The sequence below is a fragment of the uncultured Piscinibacter sp. genome, from assembly GCF_937952055.1.
GTDB lineage: Bacteria > Pseudomonadota > Gammaproteobacteria > Burkholderiales > Burkholderiaceae_C > Piscinibacter.
Genome location: NZ_CALFYO010000021.1, coordinates 136,627 through 153,269 on the forward strand (window position 1 = coordinate 136,627; position 16,643 = coordinate 153,269).

Consider the following 16,643-nt stretch of genomic DNA (forward strand, 5'->3'; position numbering starts at 1 on the left):
ATGAATGCACTCGCGCGTCATCTGCTCGGCCTGTTGCTGGTCTGCGCCGGCAGCGCGGGCGCGGCCAATCTGCAGCCTGGCGACGATCCGGCGGCAAGTCCGGTGTGGCAGAAGGTGCAGGCGAGCCTGTTCGGCGGGCGCGCCATTGCGCCGGCCCCCGCGGGCATGCTGGTGCTGGACGCGCCGTCACGCGCCATCGACGCCGCGGTGGTGCCGGTCGCCATCCGCTCGAAGTTCCCGCACACCGCGAGCCACTTCGTCAGCAAGCTCTACCTGATCATCGACGCCAACCCGTCGCCGATCTCCGGCATCTTCTCCTTCACGCCCGACAGCGGCCGCGCCGAGGTGGAGACACGGGTGCGGGTGGACGCCTACTCGCACGTGCGCGCCATCGCCGAAACCAACGACGGCCAGCTGTACGGCGTGACGCGCTTCGTGAAGGCCTCGGGCGGCTGCTCGGCTCCGGCCGGAAGCGACGCCAAGGCAGCGCTGGCATCGATGGGTCGCATGCGCTTTCGCATCGAGGGCGACGTGAAGGGCAGCAGCCCGGTGCTGGCCCAGCTGATGATCGACCATCCCAACCACTCCGGGCTGGCGATGGACCAGTTCACGCGGCAGTTCACGCCGGCACACTACGTGCGAAAGATCGACGTGACCCACGCAGGCAAGCCGGTGTTCAGCGCCGACGTCGACTTCTCGATGAGCGAGAACCCGAACTTCCGCTTCTGGTTCCTGCCGCATGGCGGCGGCGAGCTTCGCGCCACCGTCGTCGATTCGCGCGAGCTGCGCTTCGTCGCCGCAGAGGCGCTGCGCGACTCGCCCAAATGATCCGCCACGCCTGGCTCGCCGTCCTGCTCGGGGCTGCCGGCGCCGCCGTGGCTGCCCCTTTCGCCTACATCACCAACCAGGGCAGCCACGACGTTTCGGTGATCGACCTGGCGCAGCACAAGGTGGTCGCCACCGTGCCGGTGGGGCGCTCGCCGGCGGGCGTGGTGGCGGTCAGCCGGGCCGGCAAGGTGTTCGTCTCCAACCCGGACAGCCGAACGGTCTCGGTGATCGACATGCGCACGCAGCGCGTCGTCGACACCCTGCCCGCCGGCGGCGCTCCGGTGGGCATCGACGCCTCGGCGGACGGAACGCGGGTGTTCGTCGCCGACTGGTACCGCAACCGCCTGCTCGTCCTCGATGCCGGCCGGCACGACGCCGCGCCGGTGGAGATCGAAGTGGGCAAGGCCCCGGCGGGCGTTGCCGCGGCGGCCGACGGGCGCACCGTCTACGTCGCCGAGCGTGACGACGACAGCGTCGCGGCGATCGACCTGCCCAGCCGCTCGGTGCGCGCGCGCGTGAAGGTCGGCACGCACCCCTTCGCGTTGCTGATCGACGAGCCCCGCCAGCGGCTGTATGCGCTCAACGTGCTCAGCGACGACGTCTCGGTGGTCGACCTGCCCAGCTTGGCCGTGACCGCGACCATCAAGGTCGGCCGCGCGCCCTACGGCGCGGCGCTGGCGCGCGACGGCACGCTGCTGTACGTGACCAACCAGCACGGCAACAGCGTGAGCGTGATCGACGCCGAGACGCTCGCCGTGCAGCGCACGCTGCCCGGCTTCGCCTATCCCGAGGGCATCGCGGCGCACGGCGAGCGTGTCTACGTCGTCAACTGGATGGACGACAACGTGTCCGTGCTCGACGCCGCCACCGGTCGCAGCCTCGACACGATCGCCACCGGCAGCAACAGCCGCGGCTTCGGCGCCTTCATCGGTGCGCCGACCAGCCCCTGAGCGACCCACCCCTCCGCATCCACGACAACCGAGGAGAACCCCGATGCAACTGAGCAGTGCGCGATGGCTGACCGCGCTGGCCCTGGCGGCCGGCCTGATCCCCCCCGGCGCCGCCCACGGACCGACGCGCCAGAAGGTGACCGAGACGATCACCATCGACGCGCCGGCCGACAAGGTGTGGGGTCTCGTGAAGAATTTCGGCGCGCTGAAGGACTGGCACCCGGCCGTCGCCGAGAGTCCGGCGGACAAGGGCAACGAGGAGGGTTCGGTGCGCCAGCTCAAGCTGAAGAGCGGCGGCGCGCTGACCGAGACGCTGGAGGCCTACGACGCGACCAAGATGCGCTACAGCTATCGCGCCAAGGATGGCGGCGCCCTGCCCGTCACCAACTACACCTCGACGCTCACCGTGAAGCCTGAGGGCAGCGGTTCGCTGGTGGAGTGGCGCGGCGCGTTCTATCGCGGCTATCCGAACAACGACCCGCCGCCCGATCAGAACGACGAGGCCGCCGTCGCGGCGATCACCGGCGTCTACAAGTCGGGGCTGGCAAACCTGAAGGCGATCGCCGAGAAGAAGTAGGAAACCACGGCGACCATGGCAGGGATCTCGCGGCGGCGCGTGCTGCTCGGCCTCGGCGCGACCGCGCTGGCAGGCTGCGCCGCCACGCCTGCGCCTTCGGCCGCGCCCGGCGCGCCGCCGCTCGCGCGCGCCCTGGCCCCTGGCGTCTACATGGTGCCCGGCACCGGTGGCACCGCCGACGGGGTCAACCTCGGCCGCATCGGCAACGCCGGCTTCATCGTCGGCGAGACCGGCGTGATCGCGGTGGACACCGGCACCTCCTACGCGCACGGGCGAGCGATCCTGGCCACGATCCGCGCGGTCACCGACCGGCCGGTGAGGCTGGCGCTGATCACGCACACGCGACCGGAGTTCCTGTTCGGCGGCAAGGCCTTCCAGGACGCCGGCGTCCCGATCCGCATGCACAGCCGCACCGCCCGGCTGATGGCGGCACGCTGCGAGAACTGCCTCAAGCAGATGCGCCAGACCGTCGGCGAGGCGCCGCTGGCCGGCACCGCGCTGTACGAGCCGGATCAGCAATTCGACGAGCCGCACATGCTGGCCCTGATCGGCCGGCCGGTGCGCGTGCTCCACTTCGGCCACGCCAGCGGGCCGGGCGACATCGCCGTGCTCGACGAGACCAGCGGCGTGCTCTTCGCCGGCGGCCTGCTCGACGCGAACCGCGTGCCCGACATCCAGGACGGCAACCTCGCGCAATGGAAGCAGGCGCTCGCCGAACTGCGTGGCCTGCGGCCGCGCACGGTCGTGCCCGGCCATGGACCCGCCTCGTCGGCGGCGCTGGTCGATGCGGTGGAGCGCTACCTCGTCCGGCTCGAAGCCAAGGCGCGCGAGTTGGTCGCCACCGGAACCTCGCTGCTCGACGTGGCCGAGGCGGGAGACCTGCCCGAGTACGAGGGCTGGGACCAGTACGACGTGATCCACCGCCGCAATGCCTCCATCGCCTTCCTGCGCTTCGAGCGCGAACTGATGTACAAGTAGTCCGTGGAGCCGTCCGACATGCACCCTGACCGCAACCGCCGCCACGCCCTGCTCGGCCTCGCCGCGCTGACCGTCGCACCCGCCGCGTCCTTCGCAGCGCCCGGCGGACTGCCGAGCGCGACCCACGACGCCGGCTCGCCCGAATGGGAGCGGCTCAGCGCGAGGCTGTTCCCCGGCAGGACACTGATCCAGGGACAGAGCATCGTGCAGGTGGTGGCGCCGCTGCGCGCGGCCTATGGCGCCTCGGTGCCGGTGAAGGTGGTCTCCAAGCTGCCGCAGAAGCCCGAGCTGTTCGTGCGCAAGCTGTACATCGTGGTCGACAAGAACCCCTCCCCGGTGGCGGCGGTGCTCGACCTCACCACCGAGGTCGGCCAGGCCGATTTCGAGACGCGCCTGCGCGTCGACGAATACAGCCACGTGCGCGTGGTCAGCGAACTTTCCAGCGGCGAGTTGCACACCGACTCTCGCTACGTGAAGACCTCCGGGGGCTGCTCGGCGCCGCCGAACCGCGAGGCCCTGCACCTGATCGGCAAGACCATCCTGAAGGTCGCCGGCGAAGTGCGCATGGACCAGCCGGTCGCGGTCGACGTGACCGTGGTCCATCCCAACGACACCGGCTTCGAGCTGAACCAGCAGACGGTGATGTACATCCCGCCGCACTTCGTGCGCTCGATCCGCGTCAGCTACGGTGGACGCAAGGTGTTCGACGCCGAGCTCGACTTCTCGGTCAGCGAGAACCCGACGCTGCGCTTTCACTTCGTTCCCCACGGCAAGGGCGAACTGCGCGCCGACGTGACCGACACCAAGGACGGCCAGTTCGTCGGCACGCTGGCGATCGGCTGAACCACATGAGCTGGCACCGCCTCGGGATCGCCCTCGTGCTCGCCGCGAGCGCCGCCGCGGCCGTGGCGGGGTTCCCGGCTCGCTATGCACCGACGTCGATCCCACCCGCCGGGACGCCGCAGCGCTACGAGTTCGACCTCAGTGCCGCCCTGCAGCGCGCGCAGCGAGAGAACAAGCGCGTCTACCTCTATCTCGGCGCGAACGATTGCGCCTTCTGCCGCAAGTACGAGGCCTTCCTGGAGAAGAACGCTGCCGAGCTGGTGCCACACTTCGCGAAAGAATGGATCGTCTACGAGATGCGCAGCAGCCTCAGCGTGCAGGCCGACCGACTGTTCTTCCGCATCGGCGACAAGTCGCTGCCCTATGCCGACTTCATGCGCGCCATCGGCGACGAGCGCGCCCGCCAACTCGTCTATCCGAGCGTCTGGCTGCTCGATCCCCAAGGCAAGCCGCTGATGCAGATGCCCGCCGGCACCGGCACCTTCGAGACGGTGCTCGAGCAGCTCGAGATCCTGAGGTTGGAAGAGTAGTCCTTCGCGCTTGACGCGCCGCAATCCGCACCTCGGCGGGCGCTCCGAGAATCCCTGCGGGAGCAACCCTGGAGGGACACGATGAGAATTCACCGACTGCTGGCCCTGGCCATGGTCGCCGGCGCGTCCGCTGCCCAGGCGCAGACCGCCAATGCCGATCTCGACTCGGTGCAGCGCGCCGTGCACGTCTGTGCTTCCTGCCACGGCGAGGGCGGGCGCAGCGACAAGCCGATGATCCCCTCGCTCGCCGGGCAGATGCGTGACTACACGATCCGCCAGCTGAAGGACTTCCGCAGTCAGGCACGCTCCGAGACGGACATCCAGGCCTACATGTGGGGCATCTCGGCGCTGTTGAGCGACGAGCAGATCGAGGGTCTGGCCGACTACTACGCCGCGCAGTCACCGGCGCCGGGCAGGCCCGGCCAGCCCGGGCTCGTCGCCCTGGGCAAGCGCATCTACGACAAGGGGTTGCCCAACAAGGGCGTGCTCCCCTGCAAGCAGTGCCATGGCGACAACGCCGAAGGCGCGGCCGGCTTCCCCCGCCTCGCCGGACAGCGCTCGGCCTATGTCTACAAGCAGCTGCAGGCCTTTCGCACGCCGCTGCGCCCGCACGGCGTGGTGATGAAGAACGAGATCGCCGCGATGACGACGCAGCAGCTCAAGGCCGTCGCGGCCTACGTGCAGTCGCGCTGATCGGCGGATGCCGGTCAGTTCGCGGGGATCGTCGCCTGCGCCGCCAGCCGGCGCGACTCGGCCGGGTCGCGGAACACCAGCGGGTGCTCGGTGACGCGCGTGCGCGCCGCCGCTTCCGCCTCGTCCACCGCAGCCAGCACCTTGGCATGGTGCGGGCTCTTGCGGCACACCGGGTCGGCGGCCTCGGCGTCCTGTGCGATCAGCCAGGCCTGGCAGCGGCAGCCGCCGAGGTCTTCTTCCTTGTGTTCGCAGCTCGCGCAGGGCTCCTTCATCCAGCCGGTGCCGCGGTAGCGGTTGAAGCCCTCGGACTCGAACCAGATCTCGCGCAGCCCCTGCTCGCGCACGTTCGGGAACGTGAGGCCGGGCAGCATCTTCGCGGTATGACAAGGCAGCGCGGTGCCGTCAGGCGCGACGGTGAGGAACATGCTGCCCCAGCCGTTGACGCACTTCTTCGCCTTGCCCTCGTGGTAGTCGGGAGCGACGAAGAAGATGCGCATGCGGCCCTCGAGTTTCCGGCGCCATTCGTCGGTCACGGCCTCGGCGCGGCGAAGCTGCTCGCGCGTGGGCAGCAGCTGCGCACGGTTGACGAAGGCCCAGGAGTAGTACTGCGTGTTCGCCAGCTCGATGTACTCGGCGCCCAGCTCGGCGGCCATCTCGATGATGCGGCCAATGTGGTCGATGTTGAGCCGGTGGATCACCACGTTCATGACCATCGGCCAGCCCTGGTCCTTGATGACCTTCGCCACCCGGTTCTTCAACTCGAAGGTCTTGGTGTGCGAGAGGAAGTCGTTCATCTCGCGCGTCGAATCCTGGAACGACAGCTGCACGTGGTCCAGCCCGGCTGCCTTCAGCGCGGCGGCGCGCTGCGCCGTCAGGCCGACGCCGGAGGTGAGCAGGTTGCTGTAGTAGCCGAGGCGGCGCGCCTCGGCGACGATGACCTCGAGGTCGTCGCGCAGCAGCGGCTCGCCGCCGGACAGGCCGAGTTGCACGGCGCCCATCTCGCGACCCTCGCGCAACACGCGCAGCCAGTCCTCGGTGGCGAGCTCGGCCGGCTGCGCCGCGTAGTCCACCGGGTTGTAGCAGAACACGCAGTGCAGCGGACAGCGGTAGGTGAGCTCGGCGAGCAGCCACAGCGGCGGTCCGACCTTCATGGCATCAGTCCCAGGTGAGCCAGCGTTGCTTGGCGGCCAGTTCGACGAAGGCGACCACGTCGCCGTGCAGCCCCTGCGCGTCGAAGGTCGCCTCGAGGTCGGCGACGATCTCGGCGACGGTGCGCTGGCCGTCGCAGCGCTTCATGATCTCGCCGGCACTGCCGTTGAGCTTGACCATGCCCTCGGGGTAGAGCAGCACGTGGCAGTCCTGGGCCGGCTCCCACTGCAGGCGGAACCCCGTGCCGACGCGCGGCCGGCTGTCGATGCCGAGTTCGCTCAAGCGTTCACCCCGTACTTCAGCGCCATCGCGTCGTTCATCGCCCAGAGGATGTCGAGCTTGAATTGCAGCACCTCGAGGGCGCGCTCCTGCAACGGCCGCGTGTCGAAGTGGTCCAGCGTGATCGCCAGCCCCTGCTCCACGTCGCGCCGCGCCTGGCTGACGCGATTGCGGAAGTAGGCCAGGCCTTCGGTCTCGATCCAGCCGTAGTGCTCGGGCCAGGTGGCCAGGCGCTGCTTGTGGATCTCCGGCGCGAACAGTTCGGTAAGCGAGGAGCACACCGCCTCCTGCCAGGGCGCACGGCGCGCGAAGTTGACGTAGGCGTCGACGGCGAACTTCACCGCCGGGATCAGGTGGCGCTGGTCCTCGACCTCCTCGCGCGTCAGCCCGACGGCTTCGGCCAGGCGCAGCCAGGCCTCGATGCCACCCGGATCCTTCACGCTGCCGATCTCGAAGCCGTCATGGTCCAGGATGCGCTGCACCCAGCCCCGCCGCACTTCGCGGTCGGGGCAGTTGGACATCACCGCTGCGTCCTTGATGGGGATGGCGATCTGGTAGTAGAAGCGGTTCGCCACCCAGCCGCGGATCTGCTCGGGCGTGGCCTTGCCCGTGTTGAGCATCACGTTGAACGGGTGGTGGATGTGGTACGAGCGGCCGCGCTCGCGCAGCCTGGCTTCGAACTCCACGCGGTCCCAGGCCGGTACGGTGGTGGTCATGTCAGATCTCGATCGTCATGCCGTCCTCGCACGGCTCGATGCGGTGGCGTGCCAGTTCCGCGCGCTCCGCCGAGTCCTCGTCGAGGATGGGGTTGGTGTTGTTGATGTGGATGAGGAAGCAGCGTGTCGCTGGCGGCAGCCGGTCCAGCCATTCGATCATGCCGCCCGCGCCGCTCTGCGGCAGGTGGCCGATGTCGCGGGCGGTCTTCTTCGAGAGTCCGAGCCGGATCATCTCGTCGTCGGTCCAGAAGGTGCCGTCGACGAGCACCGCGTCGGCGCCGCTCATCACGTCGAACAGCGCCGGCGTGATCTCGCCGAGGCCGGGCGCATAGAAGGCACTGCGGCCGCTGCGCCGGTCGGTGATCAGCATGCCGATGTTGTCGCCGGGCACCGGCGCGTCGCGGTGCGGCGAGTACGGCGCCGCCTTGCTCGACAGCGGGAAGGCGCGAAAGCCCAGATGCTCGGCGCCCTGGACCTCGAACGCGGCGCCATCGAGGCCGATGCGATGACGGTCCACGCCGCAGTAGTGGCCGAGCACCTTGAGCACCGGGTTGCCGGTGCTGAGGTCCTCCTCCACCGGGTCGGTGCACCACAGCGGCAGCGGCCGGCCACGTTCTCGCAGCATGAACAAGCCGGTGGCATGGTCGATCTGTCCGTCCATCAGCACGACGCCGGCGATCGCGGTATCGCGGATGGCGCGTCCGGGCTGCAGCGCAGGGTGGGAGCGGATCTGCTCGAGGATGTCGGGCGATGCGTTGAAGAGCACGCCGTCACGGCCGGCATCGGCCTGCACGAAGATCGACGACTGGGTGCGCGGCTTCGCCTTCACGCTGCCGTCGCGCACGCCCGCGCAGTTGCGGCAGTTGCAGTTCCACTGCGGGAAACCGCCGCCGGCGGCCGATCCAAGGATGGTGATGCGCATGGGGTGCAAACGAGAAGGCCGCCTCGCGTGGCTTCACGCGCGGCGGCCCGGCATCAGTCGCTCAGCGGGCGGCGACGTACATGGTGATTTCGAAACCGAAGCGGAAGTCGGCAGCAGTCGGGGTTTGCCATTGCATGGAACAGTCTCCTGAGGGTGGCACGGCGCCGGATGGACACCGTGGGGATGGATTCATCCCGCACTGAATGCTCGCGCCTGGCCCGCCGTTCGCACAGTCCCCGCACCATGAATCGAGCCTCATGAATTTCTTGAATCCCGCTCCGGCTTCTCCCGGGGTCATGGTCAAGCGGCCCGACTTGGTGTACCGATACCATCGCCGTGTGCCGCTCCATGCCGATCCCCCCCTGCTCGCCACGCACGCGCTCGCCGTGCCCGGCGGCCATGTGCTGCAGGTGCAGGAGTTCGGTCAGCCCCGCGGTATCCCCGCCGTGGTGCTGCACGGCGGGCCGGGTTCGGGCTGCTCGCCGCTGCTGCGCCGCTTCTTCGACCCGGTGCGCTATCGCATCATCTGCCCCGACCAGCGCGGCGCGGGCGGCAGCACGCCGCGCGGCGGGACGGCCGACAACACCACGGACGACCTGATCGCCGACCTGCGGCGCATTCGCGAGCACCTGGGCATCCGGCGCTGGCTGGTCGCCGGCGGGTCCTGGGGAGCCAGCCTGGCGCTGGCCCACGCCGCCGCCGAGCCGGACGCGATCGCCGCGCTGCTGCTGCGTGCCACCTTCCTTGCCCGTGCGCAGGACGTCGCCGCCTTCTTCGGCGAGCTCTCGCTCGATGAACTCGCCGAGGCGCTGTCGTCGCCGGACCCGGCGAGGCGCGAGGGCGCCGCGCTCAGTTGGTGGCGTCGCGAGCAGTCGCTGGCCGGCACGGGCGCGGCAGCACCCGAAGGCGAGGCGCTCGCCGCGCAGGTCGACCGCCTGCGCGTGCAGGCGCACTATCTGCGCCATGGATGCTGGCTGCAGTCACCGACGCTGCTCGAGCGCTGCGAGGCGATACCGCGCGTGCCGACGCTGCTGCTGCATGCCCGCGACGACCACGTCTGCCCCGCCGAAGGCGCGATCGCGCTGCAGCGCCGGCTGCCGCATGCGGCACTGGCCTGGGTCGAGCACGCCGGGCACGACCCGGCACACCCGGCGATGGTCGCGGCGATGGTCGCGGCGCTGGATCGCTACGCCGCGCGCGGAGACTTCGGGGCCGGCCCATGACACTGCGGCTGAAGATCAACCTCATCGTCGGCGCGCTGACGCTGCTCTTCCTCGCCGCCGTACTGGGCCTGCAGCTGCGCAGCATGCGCGACTCGGTACACGAGGAAGTGGTGGCGGCGAATCGCGTCGCCTCGCAGCTGCTGAACCGCACCGCCTGGCTTTATGCCGCGCAGGGAACGCCGGCGATGCTCGGGTTCCTGCAGGGCACCGGCCGCATCCGCTCGAATGACGTCACGCTGTACGACAAGCAGGGCAAGGAGCTGTACCGCTCGCCGCCCTCGCCCTACAAGGCCGGTCGTGACGCGCCGGAGTGGTTCGCGGCGCTGATCGCGCCGCTGCCCTCGGTGCATGCCATCGAATTCCCGGACGGCAAGCTGGAGGTGCGCTCGAACGCCTCGCGTGCCGCGATCGACGCCTGGGACTACGCGGTGTTGCTGGTCAGCGGCTCGCTGGCGCTGCTGGTCGTCGTCAACCTGCTGGTGTTCTGGCTGGTCGGCCGCACCGTGCGGCCCTTCGGGCGGATCGTCGGGGCGCTCGAGGCACTGCAGCGCGGCCGCTTCGACGTCACCCTGCCACCCTTGCCCGGCCACGAGGCCGGCGCCATCGGCGCGGCCTTCAACCGCATGGTCGGCGAACTGAAGCGCCACATCGAGACCGAGCGGCGCGCGGTGCGCGCCGAACTGCAGCTCTCCGACAGCCGCGAGCTGACGCGCTGGATCGACCACCACATCGAACAGGAGCGGCTGATGATCGCGCGCGAGTTGCACGACGAACTGGGGCAGTCGGTCACCGCGATGCGCAGCATGGCGCTGTCGATCGCGCAGCGCAGTGCGGGCAAGGACCCGCAGGCCGAGCGGGCGGCGCGCGTGATTGCCGACGAATCCTCGCGGCTGTACGACGCGATGCACGGCATCATCCCGCGGCTGACGCCGCTGGTGCTGGACAACTTCGGCCTCGCCGACGCGATCGCCGACCTCGTCGAGCGCACCCGGCGCAGCCATGAAGGCGTGACGATCGACGTGGCCGTCGCGCTCGGCGAGGCACGGCTGCCGGCCGAGGTGGCGCTGGCGCTGTACCGCGCCGCGCAGGAAGGCCTCACCAACGCGTTGCGCCACGGCGAGGCGAAGCACCTCGTGCTGCAACTCGCCGGCTCGGCCGACGAGGTGCGGCTGAGCCTGCGCGACGACGGTCGCGGCCTGCCCGCCGAAGGCCTGCCGCGCAGCGGGCACTACGGGCTGCGCTGGCTCACCGAGCGCGTCGAGGGGCTGCACGGCAGCATTGCGCTCGAGAACGTCCAACCCCGGGGCGCGCAACTCGCGGTGCGCATGCCCCTGCCCAGGGAGAACCCATGATCCGCGTGATGCTCGTCGACGACCATGCGCTGGTGCGCATGGGCTTTCGCATGCTGCTGGCGGACGCGCAGGTCGAGGTCGTGGCCGAGCTCGACACCGGCGAACAGGCCTGTTCCGAATATGCCCGCGCGAAGCCCGACGTGGTGGTGATGGACCTGTCCATGCCCGGCATGGGCGGTCTGGAAGCGGTGCGTCGCCTCGTCGCGCAGGACCCGAAGGTGCGCATCCTCGCGCTCTCGGCGCACGAGGACACCGCCCATCCGCAGCGCGTGCTGCGCGCCGGCGCGCTCGGATACCTGACCAAGCGAAGCGCCCCCGAGGCGCTGATCGCCGCCGTCACGGCGGTGTCTCGCCACGAGACCTATGTCGACGCGCAGACGGCGCGCGCGCTGGCCATGGCGCAGGTGAAGGGCGACACCAGTCCGGCACAGATGCTGTCCGAGCGCGAGTTCTCGGTGTTCCTGCAGCTCGCGCGCGGCCACAGCGTGGCTCAGATCGCCGAGAACCTGAATCTCTCGCCGAGCACCGTGGGCACGCACCTGTATCACGTCAAGCAGAAGCTCGGCGCCAGCAACCAGTCCGAACTGACGCTGGTGGCGCTGCAGTGGGGTCTCATCCAAATCTGACCGGTTTCTGCCCCGCAGATCAGGGTTAACCCTCGAACAGGCACACTTGTTGCGTTGACCCCCCGCAACGGCAGCCGTGGCCCGGCATGCCCCACGGAGGTGCGACATGCGATGGTTCCAGCTGACACTTCTCGGTCTCGCGCTTGCCCAGCCGGCGCGCGGCGAGGACATCGTTGACGTCCTGCGTCGCTCGCAGCAGGTGCGGCTCGACGCCATGCCGGTCGCGTCCGAGGGGCCGCGCACGCAAACAGTGCGGCGCAGCTTCGATCAGGTCCGCGCCGCCCTGCCGGCGGACGTGCCGGCCGAACTGCGCGTCGTCAGTGCCGGCACGATCGCCGAAACCCTGCACGGCCGCATCGTCGTCGCCCACGAGTCGCTCGCCGACATGCCCGAAGGGGTGCGGCTGTTCGTGCTCGCCCATGAACTCGGCCATGTGGCAGGGCTGCACTGGCAGCAGATGGGGGCGGTCTACCGGCATTGGGTGCCCGGCGAGGTGACACCCCAGGCCACCGACCCGGTGGCGTACCAGCTCGGCCGCGAAGCCTCGGCCACTGCGCACCGGCAGGAGTTCGAGGCCGATGCCTATGCGATGCGGGTGATGCGCCTGCTCGGCCGGCCGCCGCAGGAGGCGCTGGCCGCGTTCACGCACCAGGGGCTGCAGCAGGACACTGCCACGCATCCGGGCACGAGGAAGCGCGTCGCTTCGCTGCGCGCGGCAATGGCCGGCGGCGCCTCAGGCCACGACGCGGAATGAGCCCATCGATTCGGTGAGCCGGCCCGACTGACCCCGCAGCGACTGCGCCGCGGCAGCGAGCTGCTCCACCAGGGCGGCGTTCTGCTGCGTCATGGTGTCGATCTGCGTCACCGCCTGATTCATCTCGGCGATGCCGCTGCTCTGCGATTCGCCGGCGTCGGCGATCTCGCCGATCAGCGTGGAGACGCGCTTCACGCTGTCCAGGATCTCCCGCATCGTCTGCCCGGCGTCGTCGACCAGCCGCGATCCGGCATCCACCTTGGCGGCGGAGTCGCTGATCAGCGCCTTGATCTCGCGCGCCGCCGTCGAACTTCGCTGCGCCAGCGCGCGCACCTCGGAGGCCACCACCGCGAAGCCCCGGCCATGCTCGCCGGCGCGCGCCGCCTCGACGGCGGCATTCAGCGCGAGGATGTTGGTCTGGAAGGCGATGCCGTCGATCACGCCGACGATTTCACCGATGCGCGTCGCGCTGGCGTGGATCTCGTTCATGCGCGCCACCACGTCCTGCATGGTCTGCGCGCCGCGCCCGGCCGCTGCGCTGGACTGCGACACCTCTTCGCGCGCCTTGTGGGTGTTCTCGGCGTTGCTGCGCACGGACAGTGCGAGCGACTGCATCGAACTCGCCGTCTGCTGCAGCGCGCCGGCCTGGCTCTCGGTGCGCGAGGACAGGTCGGTGTTGCCCGAGGCGATCTCCGCCGACGCCGTGTTCACGCCGTCCACCGTCTGGCGCACTTCCAGCACCATGGTGCGCAGCTTCTTGCGCATGCCGTTGAGCTCGGCGCGCAGCCAGGAGATCTCGTCCTTGCCCGGCGACTCGATCTTCGTCTCGAGGTCGCCGCCGGCGATGCGGATCACCGCGTCGATGGTGGACTCGACCGAGTCCTTGATGCTCGCGCGGATCACCCAGCCGGCCAGCAGCGCGAACAGGCATCCCGTACCAGTCGCCGCTGCGATGGCCCAGGCGGTCGCGCTGCCGGACAGCGCCCAGACCGCCGCCGCGCCGAGTGCCACGCACCAGGCCCCCATCACCGAGAAACCGATCGCCACCCGGCGCACCAGGCTGACCTTGCGAATCCATTCCATGTCGCGTTCTCCCCACCCGCGGGCAGTCTGACCCGGGTCTGAGCACGGCTATCGACAGGAATGGCGCACGACTTGAGTGCAAACCGGCCCGTGTCAGTCCGCCTCGAGCACGGGCCAGCCGGCGGCGAGGCAATGTTCACGCAGGCGCGGATCGGGGCGCACCGCCACTGGATGCGTGACGCGCTGCAGCAACGGCAGGTCGCCGGCCGAGTCCGAGTAGAACCACGAGGCCTCGAAGGCCGCGAGCGGCGGCGCCGCAAGCTCGGCCAGCCAGGCCTCGACCTTGGTCACCTTGTGCTCGCGGTAGCAGGCCAGGCCGTCGATCTCGCCGCTGGGACGCCCGTCGACGAACAGCGACTCGGTGGCCACCAGGTGCGCGATGCCGAAGGCCTGCGCGAACGGCTCGGCCAGCCAGTGCGAAGTGGCGGTGACGATGGCGCAGAGGTCGCCGCGCTCATGGTGCCAGGCCACCAGATCCTGCATCGACCGAGGCAGCCGCGGCACCATCGCGCGCGCGAACTGCTCACGCCAGGCGCTCAGCTGTGCCGGCGCGAAGGCCGCCAGCGGCGCCATGCTGGCGCGGTGCATGGCGTGGATGTCGAGCGTGCCGGCGACGTACTGGTGGCAGAAGTCGAGGTAGCGCTGCTCGGCAGCGGCGTCGAGCGCACCGAGCGCGACCAGATGCCGCGTCCAGGCCATGCCGCTGTCGAAGGGAATCAGCGTGTGGTCGAGGTCGAACAGCGCCAGCCTCACGACACACGGTCCTCGTGCAGCACGCGGGCCGGCAGCGCGCCGCGCAGCGCATTGCAGACCATCAGCGCCTCGGCGGCATCGACGTCGGCGCGCGTGAGGCGACGTTCGCGGGCGTCCAGCGCCGGGTCGTCGAGCAGCACTGCGCGCATCACGCCGGGCAGCGCGCCGTCGGCCAACGGCGGGGTGAACCAGCGGCCGCCGAGCCGCACGAACACCGAGCTGCGCCCGCCCTCGACCAGCCAGCCACCTTCGCTGAAGAACAGGCTGTCGAAGGCGCCCTCGCGCTCGGCGGCGCGCACCCCGGCGTCGTAGAGGGCACGCCGCGTGGTCTTGTGCGCGGACAGCGGGTCGGTGTCGGGCAGCCGCTCGCCGGCAATGCGCAGCCGCACCTCGCCGGCGTGCAGCGGCGGCAGCGGCGCCTGCGTGAGCGCGAGCCGGCCGTCGTGCGCCAGCGCGAGCCGAAGGCGGCGCGGCGTGGCATGGTGTTCCGCCGCCGCGGCCTCGAGCGTGCGGCGCGCCGCGTCGAGGTCGAGGTCGAAGCCGAGCGCCCCGGCACTGCGAGCGAGCCGATCGAGGTGCCGGTTCAGGTGCGGCAACTCGCCCGTCGCAGAGCACGGCACCGTCTCGAACAGCTCGAAGCCCGGGTCCAGGCCGGTGAGGAAGCGCGCCTTCAGGCGGCACTCCTCGAACTCGTCGTCGGCCCGGCTGTCCTGGACGATGCCTGCACCCACGCCGAGCGTCAGCGGCCGCAGGCCGCGCGCTTCGGGACCGAGCGTCAGCGTGCGTATCGCCACCGACAGGCAGAAGTCGCCGATGCGTTCACCGTGGCGCGGTGCGTCGACCCAGCCGATGGCACCGCAGTACAGGCCGCGCGGCGTGGACTCCAGGCCGGCGATCAGCTGCATCGTGTGGTGCTTGGGTGCGCCGGTGATCGAACCGCAGGGGAAGACCGCGCGCAGCAGGTCGGGGAATCCGATCTCCGGCCGCAGGCTGGCCTGCACGGTGGAGGTCATCTGGAACACCGTCGCATAGGGCTCGATGGCGAACAGCTCCGGCACTCTCACGGAACCGATGCGCGCGATGCGACCGAGGTCGTTGCGCAGCAGGTCGACGATCATCAGGTTCTCGGCGCGGTTCTTGATGTCCAGCGACAGCATGCGTGCCGTTTCGCTGTCGCCCTCGGGGGCGGCGAAGCGCGAGGCCGTGCCCTTCATCGGCCGTGCGGTGACGGTGCCCCCCTCGCCGCGCACGAACAGCTCCGGCGAGCAGGACAGCACGTGGCTGATGTCATCACCTTCGGGCAGCACGATGTAGGCGCCGTAGGCCACCGGCTGGCGGTCGCGCAGCGCGCGATACAGCGCCAGCGGCGTGCCGTGGGCGCTGCCGTGCAGCCGGTAGGTGAAGTTGACCTGGTAGGTCTCGCCGGCGGCGATGGCTTCGTGGATGCGCGCAATCGCCTCGGTGAACTGCGCGAGATCGACGCTCGCGCGCAGGTCCATCGTGCCGGCCGGCCCGTCGTGCCCAGGCTGCGCGTCCAGCCAGCGCGTCGCCGCCTCATGCGACAGCCGCTCGCAGCGTTCGAACATCAGCACGCGCAGCGCCCCCGCGTCCCGGACCGCCAGGTGCTCGTGCCCGGCCTTCAGCAGCCGCGCGCCCCACTCGTAGTCGGCGAGCAGCAGCGCGTGCAGGCCTTCGCGCTGATCGCACTCGACATCCGTCCACACGGCGTCGAGATGGTCCGGCCGGTCGCAGCGGTGCTCCCGCACGAAGCCGGTGTAGAGCCGGCTGGTGGGGTTCTCGACGCTCGCATGGCGGTCGTCGAGCAGCGCGACGACGCTCATGACAACCCGGTCAGGACCAGTCGTCCATGTCGTGCTTGATCGAATGGCGGTTCGCGACCAGTTCCTCGATCGAAGGCTCGTTGTTCAGCGCCCGCTTGATGGCGAGCTTGGTCGCCTCGTAGTTGGTGCGGTACATGTCTTTCTTGTCGAGGTTCGGATCCTTCGCGCAACGCGGGTCGATCCACACCAGACTGATGATGCACAGCTCGTTGGCCAGCGACTTCGGGATCACGCCGTCGATCACGCTGTCGATCACCGCGTCGGCGGTGGCGCTCTGCACCACGCCACCGAACAGGTCGATGTTGGCGACGTCCTTCAGCGTCACCTTGGGCACGACGATGGTCGCCGGACGCACCAGCTGGTTGCAGGCACGGATCGCGAACATCGCGGTGTGGCCCTTGCTCTGCGCCATCATGTTGGCGAAGGCCTGGCCCACCGGGCCGCTGGTGCGGCCGATGAGGATCTCGGGCATCGCGTCGGTGAACTGGCCGTCGGCGGCCAGCACGGTGGCCTCGCCGGCATGAAAGAGGTAGTCGTTGCTCATGG

Annotated in this window: 20 protein-coding genes; 11 read left to right on the forward strand and 9 right to left on the reverse strand. The window is 70.1% G+C overall.

Annotated elements, in window-relative coordinates:
* The 7 genes from Q0599_RS14875 (at position 1) to Q0599_RS14905 (ending at position 5,399) form a co-directional block, all read left to right on the forward strand.
* Positions 1-828, forward strand: coding sequence for a quinoprotein dehydrogenase-associated SoxYZ-like carrier (locus tag Q0599_RS14875; protein WP_298830775.1), 828 nt, complete (start codon positions 1-3; stop codon positions 826-828).
* Positions 825-1,778 carry a YncE family protein gene (locus tag Q0599_RS14880; protein WP_298830778.1) on the forward strand — a complete coding sequence of 318 codons (954 nt, stop codon included), beginning with the start codon at positions 825-827 and terminating at the stop codon, positions 1,776-1,778. The genes Q0599_RS14875 and Q0599_RS14880 overlap by 4 nt, the downstream gene beginning before the upstream one ends.
* 43 nt (positions 1,779-1,821) lie before the next feature.
* Positions 1,822-2,355 carry an SRPBCC family protein gene (locus tag Q0599_RS14885; RefSeq protein ID WP_298830780.1) on the forward strand — a complete coding sequence of 178 codons (534 nt, stop codon included), beginning with the start codon at positions 1,822-1,824 and terminating at the stop codon, positions 2,353-2,355.
* Positions 2,356-2,370: 15 nt separating this feature from the next.
* Positions 2,371-3,333: an MBL fold metallo-hydrolase gene (locus Q0599_RS14890; protein ID WP_298830782.1), complete on the forward strand. Its 963-nt coding sequence runs from the start codon at positions 2,371-2,373 to the stop codon at positions 3,331-3,333.
* Between the two features lie 18 nt (positions 3,334-3,351).
* Positions 3,352-4,176 (forward strand): quinoprotein dehydrogenase-associated SoxYZ-like carrier, encoded by an 825-nt coding sequence (locus tag Q0599_RS14895; RefSeq protein ID WP_298830784.1) that lies wholly within the window; start codon positions 3,352-3,354, stop codon positions 4,174-4,176.
* Positions 4,177-4,181: 5 nt separating this feature from the next.
* Entirely contained in the window at positions 4,182-4,706 is a 525-nt protein-coding gene (locus Q0599_RS14900) for a thioredoxin family protein (protein WP_298830786.1), read from the forward strand.
* Between the two features lie 81 nt (positions 4,707-4,787).
* Complete coding sequence (locus Q0599_RS14905) at positions 4,788-5,399, forward strand: c-type cytochrome (protein ID WP_298830788.1); 612 nt, start codon at positions 4,788-4,790, stop codon at positions 5,397-5,399.
* Between the two features lie 14 nt (positions 5,400-5,413).
* Here the strand turns inward: Q0599_RS14905 and pqqE are convergent, their stop codons facing one another.
* From pqqE to pqqA, 5 genes are all read right to left on the reverse strand, one after another.
* Positions 5,414-6,550: a pyrroloquinoline quinone biosynthesis protein PqqE gene (pqqE, locus tag Q0599_RS14910; protein ID WP_298830790.1), complete on the reverse strand. Its 1,137-nt coding sequence runs from the start codon at positions 6,548-6,550 to the stop codon at positions 5,414-5,416.
* A gap of 4 nt (positions 6,551-6,554) precedes the next feature.
* A complete protein-coding gene (gene pqqD / locus Q0599_RS14915) occupies positions 6,555-6,830 on the reverse strand; it encodes a pyrroloquinoline quinone biosynthesis peptide chaperone PqqD (protein ID WP_298830793.1) in 276 nt (91 codons plus the stop codon).
* Positions 6,827-7,543, reverse strand: a complete 717-nt coding sequence (gene pqqC, locus Q0599_RS14920; protein ID WP_298830794.1) for a pyrroloquinoline-quinone synthase PqqC — start codon at positions 7,541-7,543, stop codon at positions 6,827-6,829. The genes pqqD and pqqC overlap by 4 nt, the downstream gene beginning before the upstream one ends.
* Before the next feature lies 1 nt (position 7,544).
* Entirely contained in the window at positions 7,545-8,465 is a 921-nt protein-coding gene (gene pqqB / locus Q0599_RS14925) for a pyrroloquinoline quinone biosynthesis protein PqqB (RefSeq protein WP_298830796.1), read from the reverse strand.
* Positions 8,466-8,526: 61 nt separating this feature from the next.
* Positions 8,527-8,763, reverse strand: a complete 237-nt coding sequence (gene pqqA, locus Q0599_RS26200; protein ID WP_367180965.1) for a pyrroloquinoline quinone precursor peptide PqqA — start codon at positions 8,761-8,763, stop codon at positions 8,527-8,529.
* Positions 8,764-8,803: 40 nt separating this feature from the next.
* Here pqqA and Q0599_RS14930 point away from each other — a divergent pair, with 40 nt between their 5' ends.
* The 4 genes from Q0599_RS14930 (at position 8,804) to Q0599_RS14945 (ending at position 12,420) form a co-directional block, all read left to right on the forward strand.
* Positions 8,804-9,688, forward strand: a complete 885-nt coding sequence (locus Q0599_RS14930) for an alpha/beta fold hydrolase (RefSeq protein WP_298830798.1) — start codon at positions 8,804-8,806, stop codon at positions 9,686-9,688.
* Complete coding sequence (locus Q0599_RS14935; protein WP_298830800.1) at positions 9,685-11,040, forward strand: HAMP domain-containing protein; 1,356 nt, start codon at positions 9,685-9,687, stop codon at positions 11,038-11,040. The genes Q0599_RS14930 and Q0599_RS14935 overlap by 4 nt, the downstream gene beginning before the upstream one ends.
* The gene (locus Q0599_RS14940) at positions 11,037-11,666 is read left to right on the forward strand and encodes a response regulator transcription factor (RefSeq protein WP_298830802.1); all 630 of its coding nucleotides are present in this window, start codon (positions 11,037-11,039) and stop codon (positions 11,664-11,666) included. The genes Q0599_RS14935 and Q0599_RS14940 overlap by 4 nt, the downstream gene beginning before the upstream one ends.
* Positions 11,667-11,772: 106 nt before the next feature.
* The gene (locus tag Q0599_RS14945) at positions 11,773-12,420 is read left to right on the forward strand and encodes a M48 family metalloprotease (RefSeq protein ID WP_298830805.1); all 648 of its coding nucleotides are present in this window, start codon (positions 11,773-11,775) and stop codon (positions 12,418-12,420) included.
* Here Q0599_RS14945 and Q0599_RS14950 read toward each other — a convergent pair.
* The 4 genes from Q0599_RS14950 to fae form a co-directional block, all read right to left on the reverse strand.
* On the reverse strand, positions 12,400-13,503 hold the full coding sequence (locus Q0599_RS14950) for a methyl-accepting chemotaxis protein (protein ID WP_298830808.1): 1,104 nt from the start codon (positions 13,501-13,503) through the stop codon (positions 12,400-12,402). The two genes, Q0599_RS14945 and Q0599_RS14950, sit on opposite strands and share 21 nt — an antisense overlap.
* Before the next feature lie 93 nt (positions 13,504-13,596).
* Positions 13,597-14,256, reverse strand: a complete 660-nt coding sequence (locus Q0599_RS14955; protein WP_298830813.1) for an HAD family phosphatase — start codon at positions 14,254-14,256, stop codon at positions 13,597-13,599.
* Positions 14,253-16,097 (reverse strand): aminodeoxychorismate synthase component I, encoded by a 1,845-nt coding sequence (pabB, locus tag Q0599_RS14960; RefSeq protein ID WP_298830816.1) that lies wholly within the window; start codon positions 16,095-16,097, stop codon positions 14,253-14,255. The genes Q0599_RS14955 and pabB overlap by 4 nt, the downstream gene beginning before the upstream one ends.
* A 10-nt stretch (positions 16,098-16,107) precedes the next feature.
* Entirely contained in the window at positions 16,108-16,641 is a 534-nt protein-coding gene (gene fae / locus Q0599_RS14965) for a formaldehyde-activating enzyme (protein ID WP_298830819.1), read from the reverse strand.
* Positions 16,642-16,643 lie beyond the last annotated feature (2 nt).

Excerpts from the sequence above, each read along its gene's own strand:
- Q0599_RS14875 (WP_298830775.1), top strand. The coding sequence starts at position 1 with ATGAATGCACTCGCGCGTCATCTGCTCGGCCTGTTGCTGGTCTGCGCC.
- Q0599_RS14880 (WP_298830778.1), top strand. The coding sequence starts at position 825 with ATGATCCGCCACGCCTGGCTCGCCGTCCTGCTCGGGGCTGCCGGCGCC.
- Q0599_RS14885 (WP_298830780.1), top strand. The coding sequence starts at position 1,822 with ATGCAACTGAGCAGTGCGCGATGGCTGACCGCGCTGGCCCTGGCGGCC.
- Q0599_RS14890 (WP_298830782.1), top strand. The coding sequence starts at position 2,371 with ATGGCAGGGATCTCGCGGCGGCGCGTGCTGCTCGGCCTCGGCGCGACC.
- Q0599_RS14895 (WP_298830784.1), top strand. The coding sequence starts at position 3,352 with ATGCACCCTGACCGCAACCGCCGCCACGCCCTGCTCGGCCTCGCCGCG.
- Q0599_RS14900 (WP_298830786.1), top strand. The coding sequence starts at position 4,182 with ATGAGCTGGCACCGCCTCGGGATCGCCCTCGTGCTCGCCGCGAGCGCC.
- Q0599_RS14905 (WP_298830788.1), top strand. The coding sequence starts at position 4,788 with ATGAGAATTCACCGACTGCTGGCCCTGGCCATGGTCGCCGGCGCGTCC.
- pqqE (WP_298830790.1), bottom strand. The coding sequence starts at position 6,550 with ATGAAGGTCGGACCGCCGCTGTGGCTGCTCGCCGAGCTCACCTACCGC.
- pqqC (WP_298830794.1), bottom strand. The coding sequence starts at position 7,543 with ATGACCACCACCGTACCGGCCTGGGACCGCGTGGAGTTCGAAGCCAGG.
- pqqB (WP_298830796.1), bottom strand. The coding sequence starts at position 8,465 with ATGCGCATCACCATCCTTGGATCGGCCGCCGGCGGCGGTTTCCCGCAG.
- pqqA (WP_367180965.1), bottom strand. The coding sequence starts at position 8,763 with ATGACCCCGGGAGAAGCCGGAGCGGGATTCAAGAAATTCATGAGGCTC.
- Q0599_RS14935 (WP_298830800.1), top strand. The coding sequence starts at position 9,685 with ATGACACTGCGGCTGAAGATCAACCTCATCGTCGGCGCGCTGACGCTG.
- Q0599_RS14940 (WP_298830802.1), top strand. The coding sequence starts at position 11,037 with ATGATCCGCGTGATGCTCGTCGACGACCATGCGCTGGTGCGCATGGGC.
- Q0599_RS14945 (WP_298830805.1), top strand. The coding sequence starts at position 11,773 with ATGCGATGGTTCCAGCTGACACTTCTCGGTCTCGCGCTTGCCCAGCCG.
- Q0599_RS14950 (WP_298830808.1), bottom strand. The coding sequence starts at position 13,503 with ATGGAATGGATTCGCAAGGTCAGCCTGGTGCGCCGGGTGGCGATCGGT.
- pabB (WP_298830816.1), bottom strand. The coding sequence starts at position 16,097 with ATGAGCGTCGTCGCGCTGCTCGACGACCGCCATGCGAGCGTCGAGAAC.
- fae (WP_298830819.1), bottom strand. The coding sequence starts at position 16,641 with ATGAGCAACGACTACCTCTTTCATGCCGGCGAGGCCACCGTGCTGGCC.